The 18224-nt window shown below is 66.0% G+C and carries 18 protein-coding genes; 16 read left to right on the top strand and 2 right to left on the bottom strand.

Translation table 11 applies throughout. The features are described 5' to 3' along the window. Positions 1 to 46 precede the first annotated feature (46 nt). From ACEVQ6_RS01230 to visR, 16 genes are all read left to right on the top strand, one after another. Positions 47 to 859: a DeoR/GlpR family DNA-binding transcription regulator gene (locus tag ACEVQ6_RS01230; RefSeq protein WP_374887352.1), complete on the top strand. Its 813-nt coding sequence runs from the start codon at positions 47 to 49 to the stop codon at positions 857 to 859. Positions 860 to 1000: 141 nt separating this feature from the next. Next, positions 1001 to 1315: an L-rhamnose mutarotase gene (gene rhaM / locus ACEVQ6_RS01225; protein ID WP_374887064.1), complete on the top strand. Its 315-nt coding sequence runs from the start codon at positions 1001 to 1003 to the stop codon at positions 1313 to 1315. Positions 1316 to 1322: 7 nt separating this feature from the next. Beyond that, positions 1323 to 2711, top strand: coding sequence for an FGGY-family carbohydrate kinase (locus ACEVQ6_RS01220; protein ID WP_374887063.1), 1389 nt, complete (start codon positions 1323 to 1325; stop codon positions 2709 to 2711). A 937-nt stretch (positions 2712 to 3648) separates the two neighbouring features. Beyond that, positions 3649 to 5211 (top strand): globin-coupled sensor protein, encoded by a 1563-nt coding sequence (locus ACEVQ6_RS01215; protein WP_374887062.1) that lies wholly within the window; start codon positions 3649 to 3651, stop codon positions 5209 to 5211. 57 nt (positions 5212 to 5268) lie between these two features. Further along, positions 5269 to 5562 (top strand): STAS domain-containing protein, encoded by a 294-nt coding sequence (locus ACEVQ6_RS01210; RefSeq protein ID WP_374887061.1) that lies wholly within the window; start codon positions 5269 to 5271, stop codon positions 5560 to 5562. 1 nt (position 5563) lies between these two features. Next, complete coding sequence (gene cheY1, locus ACEVQ6_RS01205) at positions 5564 to 5929, top strand: chemotaxis response regulator CheY1 (protein WP_374887060.1); 366 nt, start codon at positions 5564 to 5566, stop codon at positions 5927 to 5929. 73 nt (positions 5930 to 6002) lie between these two features. Further along, positions 6003 to 8288 (top strand): chemotaxis protein CheA, encoded by a 2286-nt coding sequence (locus ACEVQ6_RS01200; RefSeq protein WP_374887059.1) that lies wholly within the window; start codon positions 6003 to 6005, stop codon positions 8286 to 8288. A gap of 5 nt (positions 8289 to 8293) precedes the next feature. Beyond that, positions 8294 to 8761, top strand: a complete 468-nt coding sequence (locus ACEVQ6_RS01195; protein WP_374887058.1) for a chemotaxis protein CheW — start codon at positions 8294 to 8296, stop codon at positions 8759 to 8761. Beyond that, positions 8758 to 9666 (top strand): protein-glutamate O-methyltransferase CheR, encoded by a 909-nt coding sequence (gene cheR, locus ACEVQ6_RS01190; protein WP_374887057.1) that lies wholly within the window; start codon positions 8758 to 8760, stop codon positions 9664 to 9666. The genes ACEVQ6_RS01195 and cheR overlap by 4 nt, the downstream gene beginning before the upstream one ends. Beyond that, entirely contained in the window at positions 9663 to 10715 is a 1053-nt protein-coding gene (locus tag ACEVQ6_RS01185; RefSeq protein WP_374887056.1) for a protein-glutamate methylesterase/protein-glutamine glutaminase, read from the top strand. The genes cheR and ACEVQ6_RS01185 overlap by 4 nt, the downstream gene beginning before the upstream one ends. Further along, on the top strand, positions 10715 to 11104 hold the full coding sequence (locus tag ACEVQ6_RS01180) for a response regulator (RefSeq protein WP_374887055.1): 390 nt from the start codon (positions 10715 to 10717) through the stop codon (positions 11102 to 11104). Before ACEVQ6_RS01185 ends, ACEVQ6_RS01180 begins: the two co-directional genes overlap by 1 nt. Continuing rightward, on the top strand, positions 11101 to 11655 hold the full coding sequence (cheD, locus tag ACEVQ6_RS01175; protein ID WP_374887054.1) for a chemoreceptor glutamine deamidase CheD: 555 nt from the start codon (positions 11101 to 11103) through the stop codon (positions 11653 to 11655). The genes ACEVQ6_RS01180 and cheD overlap by 4 nt, the downstream gene beginning before the upstream one ends. A 78-nt stretch (positions 11656 to 11733) precedes the next feature. Next, positions 11734 to 12126, top strand: coding sequence for a chemotaxis protein CheT (gene cheT / locus ACEVQ6_RS01170; RefSeq protein ID WP_374887053.1), 393 nt, complete (start codon positions 11734 to 11736; stop codon positions 12124 to 12126). 215 nt (positions 12127 to 12341) lie between these two features. Further along, complete coding sequence (gene fliF / locus ACEVQ6_RS01165) at positions 12342 to 14033, top strand: flagellar basal-body MS-ring/collar protein FliF (protein ID WP_374887052.1); 1692 nt, start codon at positions 12342 to 12344, stop codon at positions 14031 to 14033. 754 nt (positions 14034 to 14787) lie between these two features. After that, a complete protein-coding gene (gene visN / locus ACEVQ6_RS01160; RefSeq protein ID WP_374887051.1) occupies positions 14788 to 15528 on the top strand; it encodes a transcriptional regulator VisN in 741 nt (246 codons plus the stop codon). A gap of 12 nt (positions 15529 to 15540) precedes the next feature. After that, positions 15541 to 16299 carry a transcriptional regulator VisR gene (gene visR / locus ACEVQ6_RS01155; protein WP_374887050.1) on the top strand — a complete coding sequence of 253 codons (759 nt, stop codon included), beginning with the start codon at positions 15541 to 15543 and terminating at the stop codon, positions 16297 to 16299. A 329-nt stretch (positions 16300 to 16628) separates the two neighbouring features. Here visR and ACEVQ6_RS01150 read toward each other — a convergent pair whose 3' ends face one another. Both ACEVQ6_RS01150 and flhB read right to left on the bottom strand, forming a co-directional pair. Next, entirely contained in the window at positions 16629 to 17063 is a 435-nt protein-coding gene (locus ACEVQ6_RS01150; RefSeq protein WP_374887049.1) for a hypothetical protein, read from the bottom strand. Positions 17064 to 17068: 5 nt separating this feature from the next. Beyond that, complete coding sequence (gene flhB, locus ACEVQ6_RS01145) at positions 17069 to 18148, bottom strand: flagellar biosynthesis protein FlhB (protein ID WP_374887048.1); 1080 nt, start codon at positions 18146 to 18148, stop codon at positions 17069 to 17071. Positions 18149 to 18224 lie beyond the last annotated feature (76 nt).

The following is an 18224-nucleotide window of genomic DNA, read 5'->3' as shown; positions in this document are numbered from 1 at the left end:
ACTTTGCCCGGTTCCGGTGGCCATCATGCGTCATGCCGGGGGCGTGATGCACGAAAAAGAGCGACACAGACTGATCCTGTCGGCGGTCCAGGCGAAGCCCGTCGTGACCGTGGTCGAACTCGTCGAGCTGACGGGAAGCTCCGAGGCGACGATCCGGCGCGACATCTCGGCGCTGCACCTGCAGAAAAGGCTGCGGCGCGTGCGCGGCGGCGCCGAGGCGATCAACCCGCCGCAGTTCTTCGGCCTTGCCGGCCGCCCCTTCGCCGTCAACGAGGCCGAACATGCGCGCGAGAAGCAGGCGATCGCCCGCGAGGCGGTGGCGCTCTGCGAGGACGGGGAATCGATCATCGTCAACGGCGGCACGACGACGTTCCAGATGGTGCACTTCCTCGCCAGCCGCCGCATGCAGATCTTCACCAATTCCTTCGCCATCGCCGAACACCTGATCAAGCATTCGAAGAACACGATCATGCTGTCGGGCGGCACGGTCTATCGCGAGCACAACATTATCCTCAGCCCCTTCGACAACGACGTGACGCGCAATTTCTATGCGCGGCGCATGTTCATGGGCGCGCAGGGGCTCGGCCCCCTCGGGCTGATGGAGGCCGATCCGCTGCTGATCCAGGCCGAGCAGAAGCTGATCGACCAGGCGGACGAACTCGTGGTGCTGCTCGATTCCTCAAAATTCCTGCAGCGCTCCAGCCTCATCCTGTGCGGGCTGAAGCGGATCGCCACCGTGATCACCGACGAGGGCATCGAGGACCGCCACGCCGCCATGTTGGAGGCGGCCGGCGTCAGCCTGATCGTGGCGCTGAAGGAGGACGGCGCGCGGATCCGGCCGCCGGCCGCGGACGCCTGACCGGGCATCGCCCGCAGGATCCCGGCGGATGATCCGACCGGAGTGGGACGAGGATCGGCAAGATCGCGCATCAAAAGAAAGCGTTGCGGGGCGCCGGTCTCGATCAGGCGGATCGAACGGCGCCCAGGAGGAGGGGAGACCATGGAAACCTACGCATTCCGCATGCGGCTCAATCCCGGCATGGCGGCCGAATACAAAGCGCGCCACGATGCGATCTGGCCGGAGCTCGTCGCGCTCCTGAGGGAGGCGGGCATTTCGGACTATTCGATCCATCTCGATGCGGAGACGAACCTGCTCTTCGGCGTCCTGAAGCGGCGCGCCGATCACGCGATGGCCGACCTCCCCTCCCATCCTGTCATGCGCAGATGGTGGGCCTACATGGCCGACATCATGGAGACGAAGCCGGACGACGAGCCGGTCGCCGTCGCCCTTCTTCCCGTCTTCCACATGGATTGAGCCTAAGATGAAAACCGTCGCCGTCATCGACATCGGCAAGACGAATGCCAAGGTCGCGCTGGTCGATCTCGACCGTTTCGAGGAGGTGGCCGTGCGGCGCACCGGCAATGCTGTGGTCCGCGAGGCGCCCTATCCGCATTTCGATACGGCGCGGCTGTGGGCCTTCATCCTCGACAGCCTTGCCGAACTGCACCGGGAGACGCCGGTCGACGCGATCTCCGTCACCGCCCACGGGGCGACCGCCGTCCTCGTCGACGCGCATGGCGATCTCGCCCTGCCCGTGCTCGACTACGAGCATTCCGGCCCCGACACGGTGCGCCCGGCCTATGACCGCGTGCGGCCGCCCTTTTCCGAGACCGGCTCGGCCGAGCTTCCGGGCGGCCTCAACATCGGCGCGCAGATCTACTGGCAGCAGCAGACCTTTCCAGACGCCTTTTCGAGGGTCGCCTCGATCCTCACCTATGCGCAATACTGGACCTTCCTACTCACGGGCGTGCGCACGACCGAACTGACCTCGCTCGGCTGCCATTCCGATCTCTGGAACCCGAAGGCCGGCCGGTTTTCCACCCTCGTCGACGCTCAAGGGTGGGAACGCCTCTTCGCGCCCGTCCACCAAGCCGACGACGGGCTCGGCGGGCTGACAGAGGCGGTCGCGGCGCGCACGGGGCTGCCGAAGGACACGCCGGTCACCTGCGGCATCCATGATTCGAACGCCTCGCTCCTGCCGCATCTCCTGGCGCGGCCGGCGCCGTTTTCCGTGGTCTCGACCGGGACCTGGGTGGTCATCCTCTCCGTCGGCGGCGCCGACGTCGTGCTCGACGAGCATCGCGACACGCTGATCAATGTCAACGCGCTCGGCGATCCCGTGCCTTCCGCCCGCTTCATGGGCGGGCGCGCCTTCGCGACGCTGATCGGCAACGACCCGGTCTCCGCGACCGAGGCGGATATCGAGCAGGTGCTGGCGCGTTCGGCGATGCTGCTGCCTTCGGTGCCGCAGGGGTCGGGCCCCTATCCGTCGATGGTCGCCCGCTTCACCGTCGACGAGGCCGCGCTGTCGCCCGGCGAGCGTTTCGCCGTCGTCTCCTTCCATCTGGCATTGATGACGGCGACCAGCCTGGGCCTGATCGGGGCGGCCGGCGACATCATCGTCGAGGGGCCCTTCGCGGCGAACGCCACCTATCTGCGCATGCTGTCGGCGGCAACGGGGAGGGCGGTGCGGGCCGGGAGCCAGAGCGCCACCGGCACCAGCCTCGGCGCCGCCTGCCTTGCGGCCCGCGGCCGGGCCAGGGTGCGCGACGGCGCGCCGGTCCGGGAAACCTCGGCCGCGTTTGCTGCCTATGCGCGCGATTGGCTCGGCCGGGTCGAGGCGGAAGCGCCGCAGGGGTCGTCCGTCTGAAAGCGTGTCTCGCAAAGATGTGCAGCGGTTTTGCGAAAAGACATGCGTAGAAGCAAAGACCTGAAGCGTAGGAGCGAATCTGAGGGATCGCAGCACGCTTTGAGAACCCCTCCGGCGAACGCCGGATCACCGGACAGGCCTTCTCTGTTTCAGCGCATGATCCGGATCTGACTGGAAACGCTTTGGCGGATAAAAAACGTCCGGCAGCGGCCGGACGTGAGACGATGGTCGGTGGAAAGGAAAGGTCGGAACCGTGGCGGCGCGATCAGAAGATCCGCTGCGGCGAGATCCTGCGGCGGCGCTCGAGCAGCAGAAGCAGCGACAGCGCCGCAAGGGTCAATGTGGCGAAAACCGTTGCGCTCACCCCTAGAACAATCATTGTTCGGTCCCTCTCGGACATCGTCATGATGCCGTAAGATACTTACGCCGCTTGCTTGCGCATGGCTTGCGCCATTGTGACCAAAGACATAGTCGCCCCTCCCGACATTCTCAATTCCGAAGTTTTACCTGCAAGAACTTGCCGTCCGCCCGCAGGACGCGCCGCGGACATCGCCCGGAGCCGGGACGGGAGCGGGCGACGGGGGAATTTTCAGGGCCCGGCCTCTGGCGATCCGCCCGTTAACCTCCGTGAAAGGAATTAACCATAAACATGATGTTACCACGGCGGAGTGGGCCAGCCGATCGCTTGCTCCGGGCATGATGCCGAACCGTCGGGCCGGGTCCGATCCGGCATGGGGGTTGCCACTTCATTCACGCATGGATTTGGACCGGGGGCCGGATCCGAGGGGCAGGCGATATGCCGTGCGGCCGCGCGCGAACGGACCCGATGCGGTCGGTTCGCGGGCTGAGCGCCTGCCTTGAGGACAGCGGACGAAAACCGGCGCGGGTCCCGGATGACGGGAATGGAACAGTCCGGGGAAAAGCCTTGAGGCAGGACGTGCCGACAGAACAGGGGAAACGGCAACAGGCGGGCAGCCTGGCCGATCGCCTGCGCTTTGCCGGCCTGGACGAGGCGGCCTGCGACGCGGTCCGCCGCCGGCGCGAAACGCTGATCCCCCATGTCGAGCAGGGCCTGCGCGATGTTTTCCAGCGCATGCAATGCCAGTCCGACGCCCTTCGCAGCGACACGACCGAGCGCCAGCTCGACCGCCTGCACGACCTGCAGGCCTCCCACTGGAACGTCCTTCTCGACGCCCGTTTCGACAGTCTCTATGCCGAGCGGGTCAAGGTGCTGGCGGACGCCGAAAGCCGCGCCGCGCTCGATCCGCGCTGGCGGCTGGCCGGCCAGGCGGTCGTCCTCGAACATCTGGTCGTCGCGGCGATCGAGGATTTCTGGCCCTCCGCCGTCCTCGGCCTCGGCAAGGGACGCAAGCAGGAATTCCGCGATCTGCTGGCGGCGCTGATCCGCGCGGCGATGGTCGATGCGGAGATCGGCACGAGCCTGCGCTTCAACGAATTGCGCCAGATCCACCATCGCCAGCTTTCCGAACAGCGCGGCACCGCCTCGCAGGAGACAGCCACCGTCTTTTCCGGCGTCGTCGAGGCGCTCGCCGGCGGCGACCTGACCCGCCGCGCCGACTGCGCGGAGGGTACGGCCAATGCGGAACTGGCAGCGGGCCTCAACGCGGCGCTCGACGACCTGGCGGCCACGCTCGGCGAGGCGGCGCGCGCGGCGGCCGAGACGGAGGCGGGATGCGCCGGTCTCGGCTCCGAGGCGGCGACGCTCGCTGCGGAGATGGACGACGAACGGCAGGCGGTCGACGCCGCAAGCGCCCGCCTCGGCGAACTCGCCCGCGGCGCGGGGGAGGCGGCGGCGGAGGCGGCCGCGATGCGCACCCTCACCGGAGAGGCGCGCCATTCCGTCGCCCGCAGCGGCGAGATCGCCGGCCAGGCGATCTCCGCCATGTCCGATATCGAAGCCTCGGCCGAGCAGATCGGCCAGATCATCGGCGTGATCGACGACATCGCCTTCCAGACCAATCTCCTCGCCCTCAATGCCGGGATCGAGGCCGCGCGCGCCGGCGACAGCGGCCGGGGTTTTGCCGTCGTGGCGCAGGAGGTGCGGGCGCTCGCCCAGCGCTCCGGCGACGCGGCGCGACAGATCAAGCAGCTCGTCAGCGGCACGAAGGCGCAGGTCGTCTCCGGCGTCGACATGGTCGGGCGGACGCAGGCGGCGATCGGCGCGATTTCGGCCAAGGTGTCCGACATCGACACAAGCGTGACCCGCCTGTCAGAGATGACGGGGCGTCAGGCCGCCGGAATTGGCGAGGCGGCGTCCGGCCTGTCGCAGTCGGCGCGCCGGTTCGCCGCCGGTGCGGCGCGCGCCGGGACGATCGCCGAAGCGGGCCGCAGCCTCGATCTTTCGCTCGCCGGTCTTCAGGACACGCTCCGCCGGTTCCGCACCGAGCGGACCGAGGCCGCCGTGACGCGGCGGCCCGCCCTACCGTCCCGCGCTCCAGCCGCCGCCGCGCTCCCGCGCCGCCATGCCGCCGGAGGCTAGGCCGATGACCGTCGCGACACCGTCACCGCAACAGGCCCTGAAACAAGGACGATCCTAATGCCCGCGAGGAAGACAGCGCAGAAATCACTCAAGCTCGCCCCGGTCCTCGACTTGAACGAGGCCTCGGCCCTGCATGGCCGGCTGACCGAACTGAAGGGCAGCCCGGTCGTCATCGATGCCTCCGCGGTCGAACGCTCCGGCGCGCTCTGCGTGCAGGTGCTGATCGCGGCGCGCAATGCCTGGGAACGCGACAAGCTCTCTTTCACGTTCGGAAAGGTTTCGGACGCATTCAGGAAAACCACGCAGCTCATCGGGGTCAACATCGATCCCCTGATGGCAAAGGAGAATTGAGATGAAGAAGAAAGTCCTCACGGTCGACGATTCCCGGACGATCCGGAACATGCTGCTCGTCACGCTCAACAATGCCGGTTTCGAGACGATCCAGGCGGAGGACGGCGTCGAGGGCCTCGAAGTGCTCGAGGAATCCAATCCCGACGTCATCGTCACCGACATCAACATGCCGCGCCTCGACGGCTTCGGCTTCATCGAGGGCGTGCGCCGCAACGAGAAATACCGGGCGATCCCGATCCTGGTGCTCACCACCGAAAGCGACGCGGAAAAGAAGAACCGCGCGCGCCAGGCCGGCGCCACCGGCTGGATCGTCAAGCCCTTCGATCCGACCAAGCTGATCGCGGCGATCGAGCGGGTTACGGCTTAAAACGGGAAAGGCGGGCGCCCGCCTGCCTCGGGGTTGACTTTAACATCTTGAAAAGTTGCCAGGATTCCGCCCAATGGATATGAACGAGATCAAAGAGATTTTCTTCCAGGAATGCGAGGAGCAGCTCGCGGAACTGGAATCTGGTCTCATCAAGCTGAACGACGGCGACCGTGACCCCGAGACGGTCAACGCCGTGTTCCGCGCCGTCCACTCGATCAAGGGCGGTGCCGGCGCCTTCGGCCTCGATGATCTGGTCTCTTTCGCGCATGTCTTCGAGACGACGCTCGACTGCGTCCGCTCCGGCAAGCTCGACCCCAATCCCGATGTGCTGAAAGTCATGCTGAAGTCGGCGGACGTGCTCGCCGACCTGACCAATGCCGCGCGCGACGGCGGCAGCGTCGACCAGGCGCGCAGCCGTCAATTGATCCGTGAGCTCGAAGCGCTCGCCAATGGCGAGATGCCCCAGGCCGCGCCTGCCGCCGAGCCCGCGCGGCCTGCGGCGAGGCCCGCAGCGAAGGCGCCGGAACCGGTCGCGGCGGCGCCGAACGACGAGGGCTTCGTCCCCGTCGCCTTCTCCTTTGACGATTTCGATCCGGGCGAGCCCGACGCGCCGGCCGAGCTTCCGGTCTACGAGGTGCGCTTCGCACCCCATTCCAACCTTTATTCGAAGGGCAACGAGGCGACGCTGCTCCTGCGCGACCTCTCCCGCCTCGGCGAGATGAGCATCCATTGCGACATGGAGCGCCTGCCCTCCTTCGACACGATGAACCCGGAGGCCGCCTATTTCTCCTGGGTGATCTCGATCCGGACCGACAAGGGCGAGGATGCGATCCGCTCCGTCTTCGAATTCGCCGAGTGGGACTGCGAGCTCGACGTGAAGTGCCTCAGCGAAAGCGAAGGCCCCGCGGGCGAGGACGAGCTGCCGATGCAGCCGGTTCCCTTCGACCTCAGCGCGCTCGACGAGGAGCCGGACGGTCCGATCGGCATCGTCGAGGAGGAGGAGCAGATCGCCGCCGCCCAGCAGGCTGCCGTCGCCGCCGCCGAATCCGCGAGCACCGTGACTGCGATGGTGGCGTCCCAGGCCGCAGAAGCCGCCAAGGCGCAGGCCGCCGCCGCCCAGAGCCCGGCCGCCGTGCAGCAGGCCGCCGCCCAGACCCAGACGATCCGCGTCGATCTCGACCGCGTCGACCGCCTGATCAACCTCGTCGGCGAGCTCGTCATCAACCAGGCGATGCTGTCGCAGAGCGTCGTCGAGAACGACACCAACGGCACGTCCTCGATCAATATGGGGCTCGAGGAGCTGCAGCAGCTCACCCGCGAGATCCAGGATTCGGTGATGGCGATCCGCGCCCAGCCGGTCAAGCCCGTGTTCCAGCGCATGGCCCGCACCGTGCGCGAGATCGCCGACATCACCGGCAAGTCGGTGCGTCTCGTGACGGAGGGCGAGAACACCGAGGTCGACAAGACCGTCATCGACAAGCTCGCCGAGCCGCTGACCCACATGATCCGCAACGCCGTCGACCATGGCCTCGAAATGCCGGAAAAGCGCGTCGCCGCCGGCAAGAGCCCCGAGGGCACGGTCAAGCTGACCGCCAAGCACCGGTCCGGCCGCATCGTCATCGAACTCTCCGACGACGGCGCCGGCATCAACCGCGAGCGCGTCCGGCAGAAGGCGATCGACAACGACCTGATCGCGGCCGACGCCAATCTCTCCGACGAGGAGATCGACAATCTGATCTTCCATGCCGGCTTCTCGACCGCCGAGAAGGTGTCCGACCTTTCCGGCCGCGGCGTCGGCATGGATGTGGTCAAGCGCTCGATCCAGGCGCTTGGCGGCCGCATCAGCATCTCGTCGAAGCCAGGCCAGGGCTCGGTCTTCACCATGAGCCTGCCACTGACGCTCGCCGTCCTCGACGGCATGGTCGTCACCGTTGCCGGCCAGACGCTGGTCGTGCCGCTGACGGCGATCGTCGAGACGCTGCAGCCGGAAGCCTCCGCCATCCACGCCTTCGGTTCGAACCAGCGGCTGATCTCGATCCGCAACTCGTTCTGCCCGCTCGTCGATGTCGGCCGGATCCTCAATTTCCGCGCCGTGCAGGCCAATCCGGTCGAGGGCGTGGCGCTGCTCGTCGAGTCGGAGGGCGGCGGCCAGCGCGCCCTGATGGTCGATGCGATCCAGGGCCAGCGTCAGGTCGTCATCAAGAGCCTCGAGGCCAACTACACCCATGTGCCGGGCATCGCCGCCGCCACGATCCTCGGTGACGGCCGCGTCGCGCTCATCCTCGACGTCGACGCCATCGTCGGCGCCTCGCGCGGCCAGTCGCTTCGGCACGAGACCTCGTTTGCAGCAGCAGGATGAACGCCATGAACCAGGCCGCCCGCAATCTCGTGCAATGGGGCAGGGAACTGATCGCCTTCCGCGTCGGTGACCAGGAGTTCTGCGTCAATGTGATGTCCGTGCGCGAGATCCGCGGCTGGACGCCGGCGACGCCGATGCCGCATTCCCCCCACTACATGCTCGGCGTGATCAATCTGCGCGGCGCCGTGCTGCCGATCATCGATCTCTCCGCCCGGCTCGGCATGAAGCCGGCCGAGCCGACGGTGCGCCACGTCATCATCGTCGCCCAGGTCAACAGCAGGGTCGTCGGCCTTCTGGTCGATGCGGTCTCCGACATCCTGACGATCCGCGAGGAGCAGATCCAGGCGGTGCCGGACGTCGCGACCGAGTTCGAGAAGAACTTCGCTCGCGGCATCCTCGCGATCGAGGGGCGGATGGTCTGCCTGATCGAACTCGAATCCGTATTTCCCCATGCCGAAAGCGAGGCCGCATGAGCCCCGCGGCGCTGTTCGATCACAAGCACGGGCCGGACGAATGTCTGGCGTCGGGCGAGTATCCGCTGACGCGGCGCGATCTCACCGAGATCGCCGCGATGATCTATGCCGATGCCGGCATCTATCTCAACGAGACGAAGGCCTCGCTCGTCTATTCGCGCCTGTCGAAGCACATCCGCAATCTGGGGCTGCGCGGCTTTCGCGACTATTGCGCGCTGGTCTCCTCGCCGGAGGGTGCCGCCGCCCGGCGCGACATGCTCTCCCATCTGACGACGAACTTCACCCGCTTCTTCCGCGAGAACCACCATTTCGAGCACCTGAAGGGCGAGGTCCTGCCGGGCCTGATCGAGCGGGCGAAGAATGGCGGCCGGGTGCGGATCTGGTCGGCCGCCTGTTCCGACGGGCAGGAACCCTATTCGATCGCGCTCACCGTGCTCGGGCTTCTGCCGAACGCGGCGGACTACGATTTCCGCATCCTCGCGACCGACATCGATCCGAAGATCCTCGCCGCCGCGCGGCTCGGCGCCTATGACGCCGGGGCGCTCGAGACGGTCACCCCTGCGATGCGCAAGCAGTGGTTCGAGGAGGTCGAGACCGGCGGGCGGCAGAAATGGCGGATCCACGACCGGGTCAAGCGGCTGATCACCTTCAACGAACTGAACCTGATGTCGCAATGGCCGTTCAAGGGCCAGTTCGACGTCATCTTCTGCCGCAATGTCGTCATCTATTTCGACGAGCAGACGCAGATGCGGATCTGGTCGCGCTTCGCCGGCATGCTGGTGCAGGGCGGCCATCTCTACATCGGCCATTCCGAGCGCGTCTCCGGCGACGCGAAGGGCCTGTTCGACAATATCGGCATCACCACCTACCGCTACACGGGCAAAGCTTCGAAAGGACGGCCATGAGTGCTCCCGCGCGTGTCCTTGTCGTCGACGATTCCGCCACGATGCGCGGCATCATCACGGCGATCCTCAATGCCGATCCGGACGTCAACGTCGTCGGCCAGGCGGCCGATGCGTTGCAGGCCCGCCAGGCGATCAAGGATCTCGATCCGGACGTCGTCACGCTCGACATCGAGATGCCGAACATGAACGGCCTCGAATTCCTCGACAAGATCATGCGGCTCAGGCCGATGCCGGTGATCATGGTCTCGACCCTGACCCACAGGGGCGCGGAGGCGACGATCGCCGCGCTGGAGATCGGCGCCTTCGATTGCGTCGGCAAGCCGCAGCCGGGCGATCCGCGCCCCTTCGCCGACCTCGCGGAGAAGGTGAAGGCGGCGGCGCGCTCGCAGCGCAAGCACATCATCACGGCCAACAAGGTCGCGGCGCCCAGGGCCGCCAACACCAACACCGACTACCGCGCCGCGCGCAAGATCATCGCCATCGGCGCCTCGACCGGCGGCGTCGAGGCTCTGATCACCGTGCTGCAGAAATTCCCGGCCAACTGCCCCCCGACCGTCATCACGCAGCATATGCCGCACACCTTCACCAAGAGCTTCGCCGAGCGGCTCAACCGGCTCTGCGCGCCGACGGTCGAGGAGGCGACAGACGGGGCGCGGCTCGAAATCGGCAAGGTCTATCTGGCGCCGGGCGGCGAACGCCACCTGCAGGTCGCCAATCCCTCTTCACCCTGCTGCCGGCTCGTCGATCTCGAGCCGGTCAACGGGCACCGCCCCTCCGTCGACGTGCTGTTCAATTCGGTCGCGGAACTGGCGGGGCGCAACGCCGTCGGGGTGATTCTGACCGGCATGGGCCGCGACGGCGCATCCGGTCTTTTGAAAATGCGGCATGCAGGCGCACGAACGTTCGGCCAGAACGAGAAGACCTGCGTCGTCTACGGCATGCCGCGCGTGGCTTACGAGTTGGGCGCCGTCGAGACACAACTGCCCCTGGGATCGATCGGGGAAGACGTCATCAAAAGCACTGCCGCCCGGAGAGAAGGAAGCGAATAATGTCCATCGCAGAGAAAATCAAAGTGCTGATCGTCGACGATCAGGTGACCTCCCGCCTGCTTCTCGGCGACGCGCTGACGCAGCTCGGCTTCAAGCAGATCACGGTCGCCGGCGACGGCGAGCAGGGCATGAAGATCATGAACCAGCAGCCGCATCATCTGGTGATCTCGGATTTCAACATGCCGAAGATGGACGGGCTCGGCCTGCTCCAGGCGGTGCGCACCAATCCGGCGACGAAGAAGGCGGCCTTCATCATGCTGACCGCCCAGGGCGACCGGGCGCTGGTCACCAAGGCGGCGGCGCTCGGGGCCAACAACGTGCTGGCCAAGCCGTTCACGATCGAAAAGATGAAGGCGGCGATCGAGGCCGTGTTCGGGGCGCTGAAATGATCTCTGATTCCGCGGCAAAGCGCGTGCATGTCATCCAGGGCGAGTTCAAGGTGGTCAACGATCCGGACGTGGTGCTCTCGACCATCCTCGGCTCCTGCGTGGCGGCCTGCATGCGCGATCCTGTCGCGGGCGTCGGCGGCATGAACCATTTCCTCCTGCCGGGCTCGGCCGAGGCGATGGCGGCGGGTGGCGACGCCACGCGCTACGGCGTGCACCTGATGGAGCTGCTGATCAACGGCCTCCTGAAGAAGGGCGCGCGACGCGACCGGCTGGAGGCAAAGATCTTCGGGGGCGCGAAGACGATCGCGCGCTTCTCCAATGTCGGCGAGCAGAACGCCCAGTTCGCGCGCCAGTTCCTGCGCGACGAAGGCATCGCCATCGTCGGCGAAAGCACCGGCGGCGACCATGGCCGCAAGCTCGAATATTGGCCCGTCTCGGGCAGGGCGCGGCAATACGCGCTGACGGGCGTCGAGGCGCAGCGCGCCGTCCAGCTCGAACAGCGCCCCGTGCCGGCGCCGAAGCCGGTCGAAAGCAGCATCGAATTCTTCTGACGGGCAGGGGAGGCCACCGCCGGCCCGCCGGCTGCGACGACCAACCCGGAATACCGATCGGAACAGGTGAGGATCATCATGAACAGCATCGCATCGACCCACATGCCTCACGTTTCGGAAGCCCTGCCGGATGTGCTGATGCGCATCGTCTCGGAACTCTACGACGTCGCCTACCTGATCGAGCGCATCGAGCCCCAGCTCGGCAAGGTCGACGGCGACGTGATGCTCGGCGTCGCCGACCGGCTGATGGTGCTGCAGGGCATCGACCTCGCCGTGCAGAAGACGCGCGGCCTGGCGGAATTCATCGACACGATCACCGGCACGATCCCCGAAGATTGCCTCGTCGACCTGACGACGGCGCTGAGCCTCGTCAAGCTCGCCGACATGAAGCGCTCGCTCGCCAGCAACGGCGTGCGCCATGGCCATTCCCAGCCGCTGACCGACGCGGCGGGCGATTTCGAGGCCTTCTGACGCGCCCTGGCGCCCGCGCCTCCCTCTCTCCTTCTCCGCCCACGACAAGTTCGCGCAAGTTTCGCTCCCTATCGTCGGGACCGGGACCAGTGCCATGGGTGCGATTCTTTGCAAGGATCGGCTGACGGCGGTCCCATGGTCGGGATCAGCGCATGCTGTTCCGCCCGGACGATGGTGATCCGGCGGGACATGCGCCAGCGAGTGCGGAAAACAGAATGACTCTGTTGGATCAAATGACGTCGTTCGGCAAGAACCTGGCGGGGCTCGGGACCGGAAAGCTGGCGATGCTCGGCGCGGCGGGCCTCGTGTCCGTGGCGCTGGTGCTCGGGGCGGCGCTCTACGTCAACAAGCCGAGCTACGAGACGCTCTATGTCGGTCTCGAGACCACGGACATCAACCAGATTAGCATCGCGCTCGCCGAGGCGGGGCTCGACTTCGAGGTCGGCGCCGACGGCAAGTCGGTGCAGGTGCCCGTCGGCATGACCGGGAAGGCCCGCCTTCTCCTTGCCGAGAAGGGCCTGCCGAACAGCGCCAATGCCGGCTACGAACTCTTCGACAATGTCGGTTCGCTGGGCCTCACCTCCTTCATGCAGGAAGTGACGCGGGTGCGCGCGCTCGAAGGCGAGATCGGCCGCACGATCCAGCAGATCTCCGGCATCGCCGCCGCCCGCGTCCATATCGTCATGCCGGACCGCGGCAGCTTCCGCCGCGCCGACCAGCGGCCGACCGCCTCCGTCATGATCCGCGCCAGCGCCTCCATCGGCCGCTCGGCCTCCGCCTCGATCCGCCATCTGGTCGCCTCGTCGGTGCCGGGCCTCGGCATCGACGACGTGACCATTCTCGATTCCACCGGCAAGCTGCTCGCCTCGGGCGACGATTCCTCCAACAGCGCGATGAACCAGTCGCTCGGCATCGTGCAGTCGGTGCAGACGGAGATCGAGAGCAACATCGACAAGGCGCTCGCCCCCTTCCTCGGTCTCGACAATTTCCGCTCCAGCGTCACCGCCAAGCTCAACACCGACACGCAGCAGATCCAGGAGGTCGTCTTCGATCCCGAATCGCGCGTCGAGCGCTCGACGCGGGTGACGCGCGAGGACCAGAAGTCGCAGCAGCAGCAGCAGGACAATGCGACGACCGTGCAGCAGAACGTGCCGCAGGCGGCGCCGCAGGGCGGCGCCACCGGGCCGCGCTCCAGCGACGAGACGCAGAAGAAGGAAGAGCAGACCAATTACGAGATCAACAGCAAGACCGTCGCCACCACGAAGAACAGCTATTCGGTGGAACGGCTGTCCGTCGCCGTCGTCGTCAATCGCGGCCGCGTCGCCGCGATGGTCGGCGAGCCGGCCGACCAGGCGAAGATCGACGCCTATCTCGAGCAGATGCAGAAGATCGTCTCCTCCGCCGTCGGCCTCGACACCGCGCGCGGCGACGTCGTCACGCTGACGGCGATGGACTTCGTCAATACGGAACTGCTCGACACCGCCGACACCGGACCCGGCGTCATGGAGATCCTGACGCGCAACCTCGGCTCGATCATCAACGCGCTGGCCTTCATCCTGGTCTCGGCGATGGTGGTGCTCCTCGGCCTGCGCCCGCTCGCCCGCTCGCTCGGCCTCGGCCGCGGCAGTGCCGCGCCGCTCGAAAGCGAGGCGGCGGGTCTCGAACTGCCCGACTTCTCGCCGGCCGGCGTGCCCGGCGCCCCCGGCGGCGCGCTCATGGAGGGCTTCGGATCGGACTTCGGCTTCGACAGCACCGACGACCTGCTCAGCCTCGGTTCGGAGAACTCCAACGTCTTCACACGCCGCGTCAAGGAAGGGCCGGAACGGCGCCTGTCGCGCATGGTGGAAATCAGCGAGGAGCGGGCCGCCAAGATCCTGCGCAAATGGGCGGTCGACCGCGCCGCCTGATCCTTCGACCCTCAAGGGGCCTGGCGCCCGCGAGACACCCGCCTCTTCTCGGCGGGTGTTTCTGTTTTTCAGGCACCGGAAAGTCTTGCGGCCGACAGCGCGCCTGCCGCGCCGGGAGGGGGCTCCGGGGCGCTTGCCGGCGGGACGTCTGCCCGGACGACCGTCGTCGCTTCTCTTCCGCCATCCGTCCCGACGGAGCTTCCGGCGAACTGTGGACACTGTATGTCGGCCTGTGGCTAATTCTCTCATAGGTTGTGTTTTTGTTTTGTTCCAATGTCGATTTTTTTGTTCCCCTTTCGATCTGATGCAGATCGGCAACAGTCGTTTTTCCATTCCTGGTGAAATCTTTTGCCAAGGTCGCGAGAGGCGGAAGGGAATGCATCTTCAGGTGGCAATCACCGCATACGATGCGACGCTCCGGATGCGGTTTCCGGCCGGTCTTAAAGGGGCAGGGCGCCAAATTCAATAAAATGTGATGAAATTACAAATAGTTAAGATTTTATGCATCTTCCGCTGTCAAGGGGCGGTTTTGCACAGGCAAATCAAGGAGTTTGCACGCATGAAATGAATGAAAAGTAAATCCCGAGAAGATAGCAGTGGTTTTTCGAGCCCGTGGATGTACCTTTTTAACAGGTGATTCGTAGCGGGTTTCCCTAAAGATTCGGAAGGCGGACTGGTCCGGATCTGGCTGTCGGCGGCGGTGGCTGAAAAAGGGAATTCCCGTTTTACGCGTCCCATCACGGGGGCTGACAATATGAACATGATGCACGCAGACGTTTCCGTCTGGCATGAACCTGTACCCGTTGCACGCGGCTTCGGCCGCAGCGGCAGCCGGGATTCTCTCATCCGGAAATTGAGTGGACTGAGCGTCCGAAGCCATTTGGACGCGGGCCTCGCCGCGCTCACCGACTATGTCGGCGCGCGCCATTACCTGCTCGCGCGCTGCGATGCCGCCGGCGAGAACGGCCTCGATCTGGTCGTCTGCTCGGACTGGCCCTTCGACATCGTCCGCCGGCAATCCCAGGCGATGGCGGCGCGCCACGCCCGGTCGAGCGAGTACGAGAAATGCCTGTCGGCGCTGCAGCCCTGCTTTGCGGTCCTGCCCGACGACATCAACGTGCCGGCCGGCCTCAGCCGGGAATATTGCGCGGTGACCTTCGCGGTCGGCCGCGCCCGTTTCTGCCTGATGCTGCTCTTCCCCAAGGACGTGATCCTGTCTCCCGACGGACTGCGCGACATCGGCCTGCTCGCCGGCTATTTCACTGGCCTTACCAGTGAGCGCGCCGAGCGCAGCGATCGCGATTTCGACCTGACCGAGCGCGAGGTCGAGTGCCTCTCCTGGATCGCCGAAGGCAAGACCAGCGACGAGATCGCCATGATCCTCGGCATCTCGCGCAACACGATCAACAATTACATCACCAGCATCATGCGCAAGACCCAGACCAAGACGCGCGTCGAGGCCATCGCCTTCGCCGTGCGCAACAATCTGGTCTGAGGCGTGCGGGCCATGGGCAATTCGACCTCCGGCGGTCGCTCGGGCACGGGCGACGACCTCAAGAACACCGTCAAGGGCCAGCAGCGCGCCCTGCGCGTCACCACGCTGGTGGCGCGGCTCCAGTCGATGCAGAAGCTCGTCCAGGCGCGGCATTTCGCGGTGCTGCGGATGAACGGGAACGGGTTTTCCGCGTCGAGGCGCAAGCTCACCTGCGTGCTCGACAATTGGGGGCCTGCCTCAGAGGAGAACGCCCACCAGCTTCTGTCAGCCTATGGCGCCGATCTGGTCGCCCATCTCGACGCCTCGCTCCTGCCGCTCCTCTGGAACGGCGCCAGCGACCATCAGGTGGCCGAAGCTCCGGACTTCACCCGGTTCACCACGCGGCTCAAGGGCCGTGTCCTGCCCTATTGCGGCATCGCCTTTCCCGTCCGTCTCGGCGCGGAGGGCAATGGCTACGTCGTCTTCGCCGGCAGTGCGATCGACGCGTCGAGCGACGTCGTCGTCGACCTGCATGGCCGCAGCTGCCAGGTGATGACCGATCTGCTTGCCGCCGACGAAAAGCGTGCCGTGCCGGCCGAGGGCCTCAACGAGCGCGAGATCGCCTGCCTCCAGCTTGCCGGCGACGGCTTCACCAGCGAGGAAATCGCCGCCAAGCGCGGGCTGTCGGCCCATACGGTCAACGCCTATCTCGGGTCGGCCCAGAGCAAGCTCGACGCCGTCAATCGCAGCCAGGCGATCGCCAAGGCGATCCGGCTCGGCTACATCCGCTGAGGTGACGGGATCGAGGCCGCGCGCGCCGGCGGCCCGATGCGACGAACGGGACGGCCGCGAAGACGCAACGCCCGGACCACCGTCATGGCCGCTAAAGCGTGTCGCGATCTTTCAGATTCGCTCGTACGCTTTAGGTTGTTGTTTTTACGCGTGTCTTTTCGCAAGACCGCTGCACATCTTTGCGAGAAGCGCTTCAGCCGCAGGACCTTCGAGCACGCCGGATGAGGCGGGGATCACCCGGCATGCTCTCGCTCGTCGATGTCGTGGGGTCGGCCGATAGTAAGGCGATCTTGCCCGTCGCGGACCTGCTCCCGTAAGCGCGCCGGCGTTCAGGCCGCGAGCGGATAGGAGCGGACGAATTTTGAATCCTCGAGGCTCTGCGCCAGGAAGGCGGTGTTGGCGTCGGGATCGGACGACGGCGCCTCGAAGGCGATGTGGTTGATTTCAAGTCCGGCGCGATCCTTTCCGAGGCTGAGCTGGGCGTAGACGGTGACGCCGCGCGGCTTCAGCTCCAGGTCGAGCACGATTTCCGGCTCCCTGTCCCAATCGAGCGTGTAATTGCCGCCGATGCCGAAATTGACCGTGCCCGGGAGGAAGTAGAGCTCGGCGGCGGAGGCGACGAGGTCGGCAAGGTTGCCATGGGTCTCGAACCGCAGCATGGCGATGAAATCGGCGGCGTCCACCAGCCTCAGTTCGGTGGCGACCGGCCGGATCGCTTCTGCGACAATCTTTTCGCGCTCTTCGGCATACTGGCATTTTTTCATCGCGGTCAATGGATCCGTTTCTGCTGCGGCTGATTGGCGTAGACCCGGTGGATGAGTTCGGCGACGGCCTTGTAAAACACCGGTGGAATGACACTATCCACCGAGACTTGCGCAAACATTGAGCGTGCCAGCGGTGGATCCTCGAAAACCGGAATGCCGTTTTCCTCGGCGATCTCGCGGATGCGCAGCGCGATGAGGTCCTGGCCCTTGGCGACGACCTGCGGCGCGTCGTTTTCCTCGCGCACATAGCGCAGCGCCACGGCGAAATGCGTCGGGTTGGCGATGACGAGGGTGGCGCGCGGCACCGCCGAGATCATGCGCTTGCGGGCGCGGTCGCGGGCGATCGACTTGCGCTTGGCCTTGACGAGCGGGTCGCCCTGGGCCTGCTTGTATTCCTCCTTCACCTCCTGCTTGGTCATCTTCAGTTCCGTGAACCAGTGATGGCGCGTCCAGAAGAAATCGGCCATGGCGATGATCGCGGTGGCGAAGAGGATGACGATCATGATCTGGTTGAGGTCGCTCGCCATCGTGGCGAACAGCGTCACCGGGTCGGAGAACATCGAATCGAGCGATTCGTAGTAGTCGTTCCACAGCACGAGCGCGACGATCAGCGAGACGATGACGATCTTGAACAGCGACTTGCCGAATTCGACGAGGCCCGGAAGCCCGAAGATGCGCTTGAAGCCAGCGATCGGCGAGATGCGTTCGAGCTTCGGCTGGATCCGGTCGATGATCAGCGCCGGCATGTTCTGCAACACGGACGAGCCGACGCCGAAGGCGATGATCAGCACGAAGAAGGGCAGCAGCACCGCGCCCGCCTGTATCATCACGCGGCTGATGAGGGCGACGACATCGGTCGAGGAGGCGAGCCGCCAGGCCTCGGGCTGCTCGAAGATGTCCCTCAGGTTCTCCGCCATGCGCGAAATGCCGTCGGGCAGGAAGAAGACGAGATAGATGTAGATCCCGACCGTGGAGGCGAAGACGGTCACCTCGCGGGAGAAGGGCACGTTGCCCTTGGCGGCGGCGTCCGAGATGCGCTTCTCGGACGGGGCCTCCGTTTTGCTTTCCTTGTCCTCGTCCGCCATGGTCCGCATCCCGCCTTGGAGGATCCGCGCGCGCGAATCACGCCCGCCAGTCTAGGCGGCGCGGCGGCTGATAGCA

This window comes from Ensifer soli (genome assembly GCF_041928815.1).
Lineage (GTDB): Bacteria > Pseudomonadota > Alphaproteobacteria > Rhizobiales > Rhizobiaceae > JBHFEI01.
This window is presented reverse-complemented; position numbering and strand designations above follow the sequence as displayed.

What these genes read in the sequence shown, in the direction of transcription:
- ACEVQ6_RS01180 (WP_374887055.1), top strand. Translation starts at nt 10,715, where the DNA reads ATGTCCATCGCAGAGAAAATCAAAGTGCTGATCGTCGACGATCAGGTG.
- visR (WP_374887050.1), top strand. Translation starts at nt 15,541, where the DNA reads ATGGGCAATTCGACCTCCGGCGGTCGCTCGGGCACGGGCGACGACCTC.
- ACEVQ6_RS01195 (WP_374887058.1), top strand. Translation starts at nt 8,294, where the DNA reads ATGAACCAGGCCGCCCGCAATCTCGTGCAATGGGGCAGGGAACTGATC.
- ACEVQ6_RS01185 (WP_374887056.1), top strand. Translation starts at nt 9,663, where the DNA reads ATGAGTGCTCCCGCGCGTGTCCTTGTCGTCGACGATTCCGCCACGATG.
- ACEVQ6_RS01150 (WP_374887049.1), bottom strand. Translation starts at nt 17,063, where the DNA reads ATGAAAAAATGCCAGTATGCCGAAGAGCGCGAAAAGATTGTCGCAGAA.
- cheR (WP_374887057.1), top strand. Translation starts at nt 8,758, where the DNA reads ATGAGCCCCGCGGCGCTGTTCGATCACAAGCACGGGCCGGACGAATGT.
- cheY1 (WP_374887060.1), top strand. Translation starts at nt 5,564, where the DNA reads ATGAAGAAGAAAGTCCTCACGGTCGACGATTCCCGGACGATCCGGAAC.
- ACEVQ6_RS01230 (WP_374887352.1), top strand. Translation starts at nt 47, where the DNA reads ATGCACGAAAAAGAGCGACACAGACTGATCCTGTCGGCGGTCCAGGCG.
- cheT (WP_374887053.1), top strand. Translation starts at nt 11,734, where the DNA reads ATGAACAGCATCGCATCGACCCACATGCCTCACGTTTCGGAAGCCCTG.
- fliF (WP_374887052.1), top strand. Translation starts at nt 12,342, where the DNA reads ATGACTCTGTTGGATCAAATGACGTCGTTCGGCAAGAACCTGGCGGGG.
- cheD (WP_374887054.1), top strand. Translation starts at nt 11,101, where the DNA reads ATGATCTCTGATTCCGCGGCAAAGCGCGTGCATGTCATCCAGGGCGAG.
- ACEVQ6_RS01210 (WP_374887061.1), top strand. Translation starts at nt 5,269, where the DNA reads ATGCCCGCGAGGAAGACAGCGCAGAAATCACTCAAGCTCGCCCCGGTC.
- rhaM (WP_374887064.1), top strand. Translation starts at nt 1,001, where the DNA reads ATGGAAACCTACGCATTCCGCATGCGGCTCAATCCCGGCATGGCGGCC.
- flhB (WP_374887048.1), bottom strand. Translation starts at nt 18,148, where the DNA reads ATGGCGGACGAGGACAAGGAAAGCAAAACGGAGGCCCCGTCCGAGAAG.
- ACEVQ6_RS01200 (WP_374887059.1), top strand. Translation starts at nt 6,003, where the DNA reads ATGGATATGAACGAGATCAAAGAGATTTTCTTCCAGGAATGCGAGGAG.
- visN (WP_374887051.1), top strand. Translation starts at nt 14,788, where the DNA reads ATGAACATGATGCACGCAGACGTTTCCGTCTGGCATGAACCTGTACCC.
- ACEVQ6_RS01220 (WP_374887063.1), top strand. Translation starts at nt 1,323, where the DNA reads ATGAAAACCGTCGCCGTCATCGACATCGGCAAGACGAATGCCAAGGTC.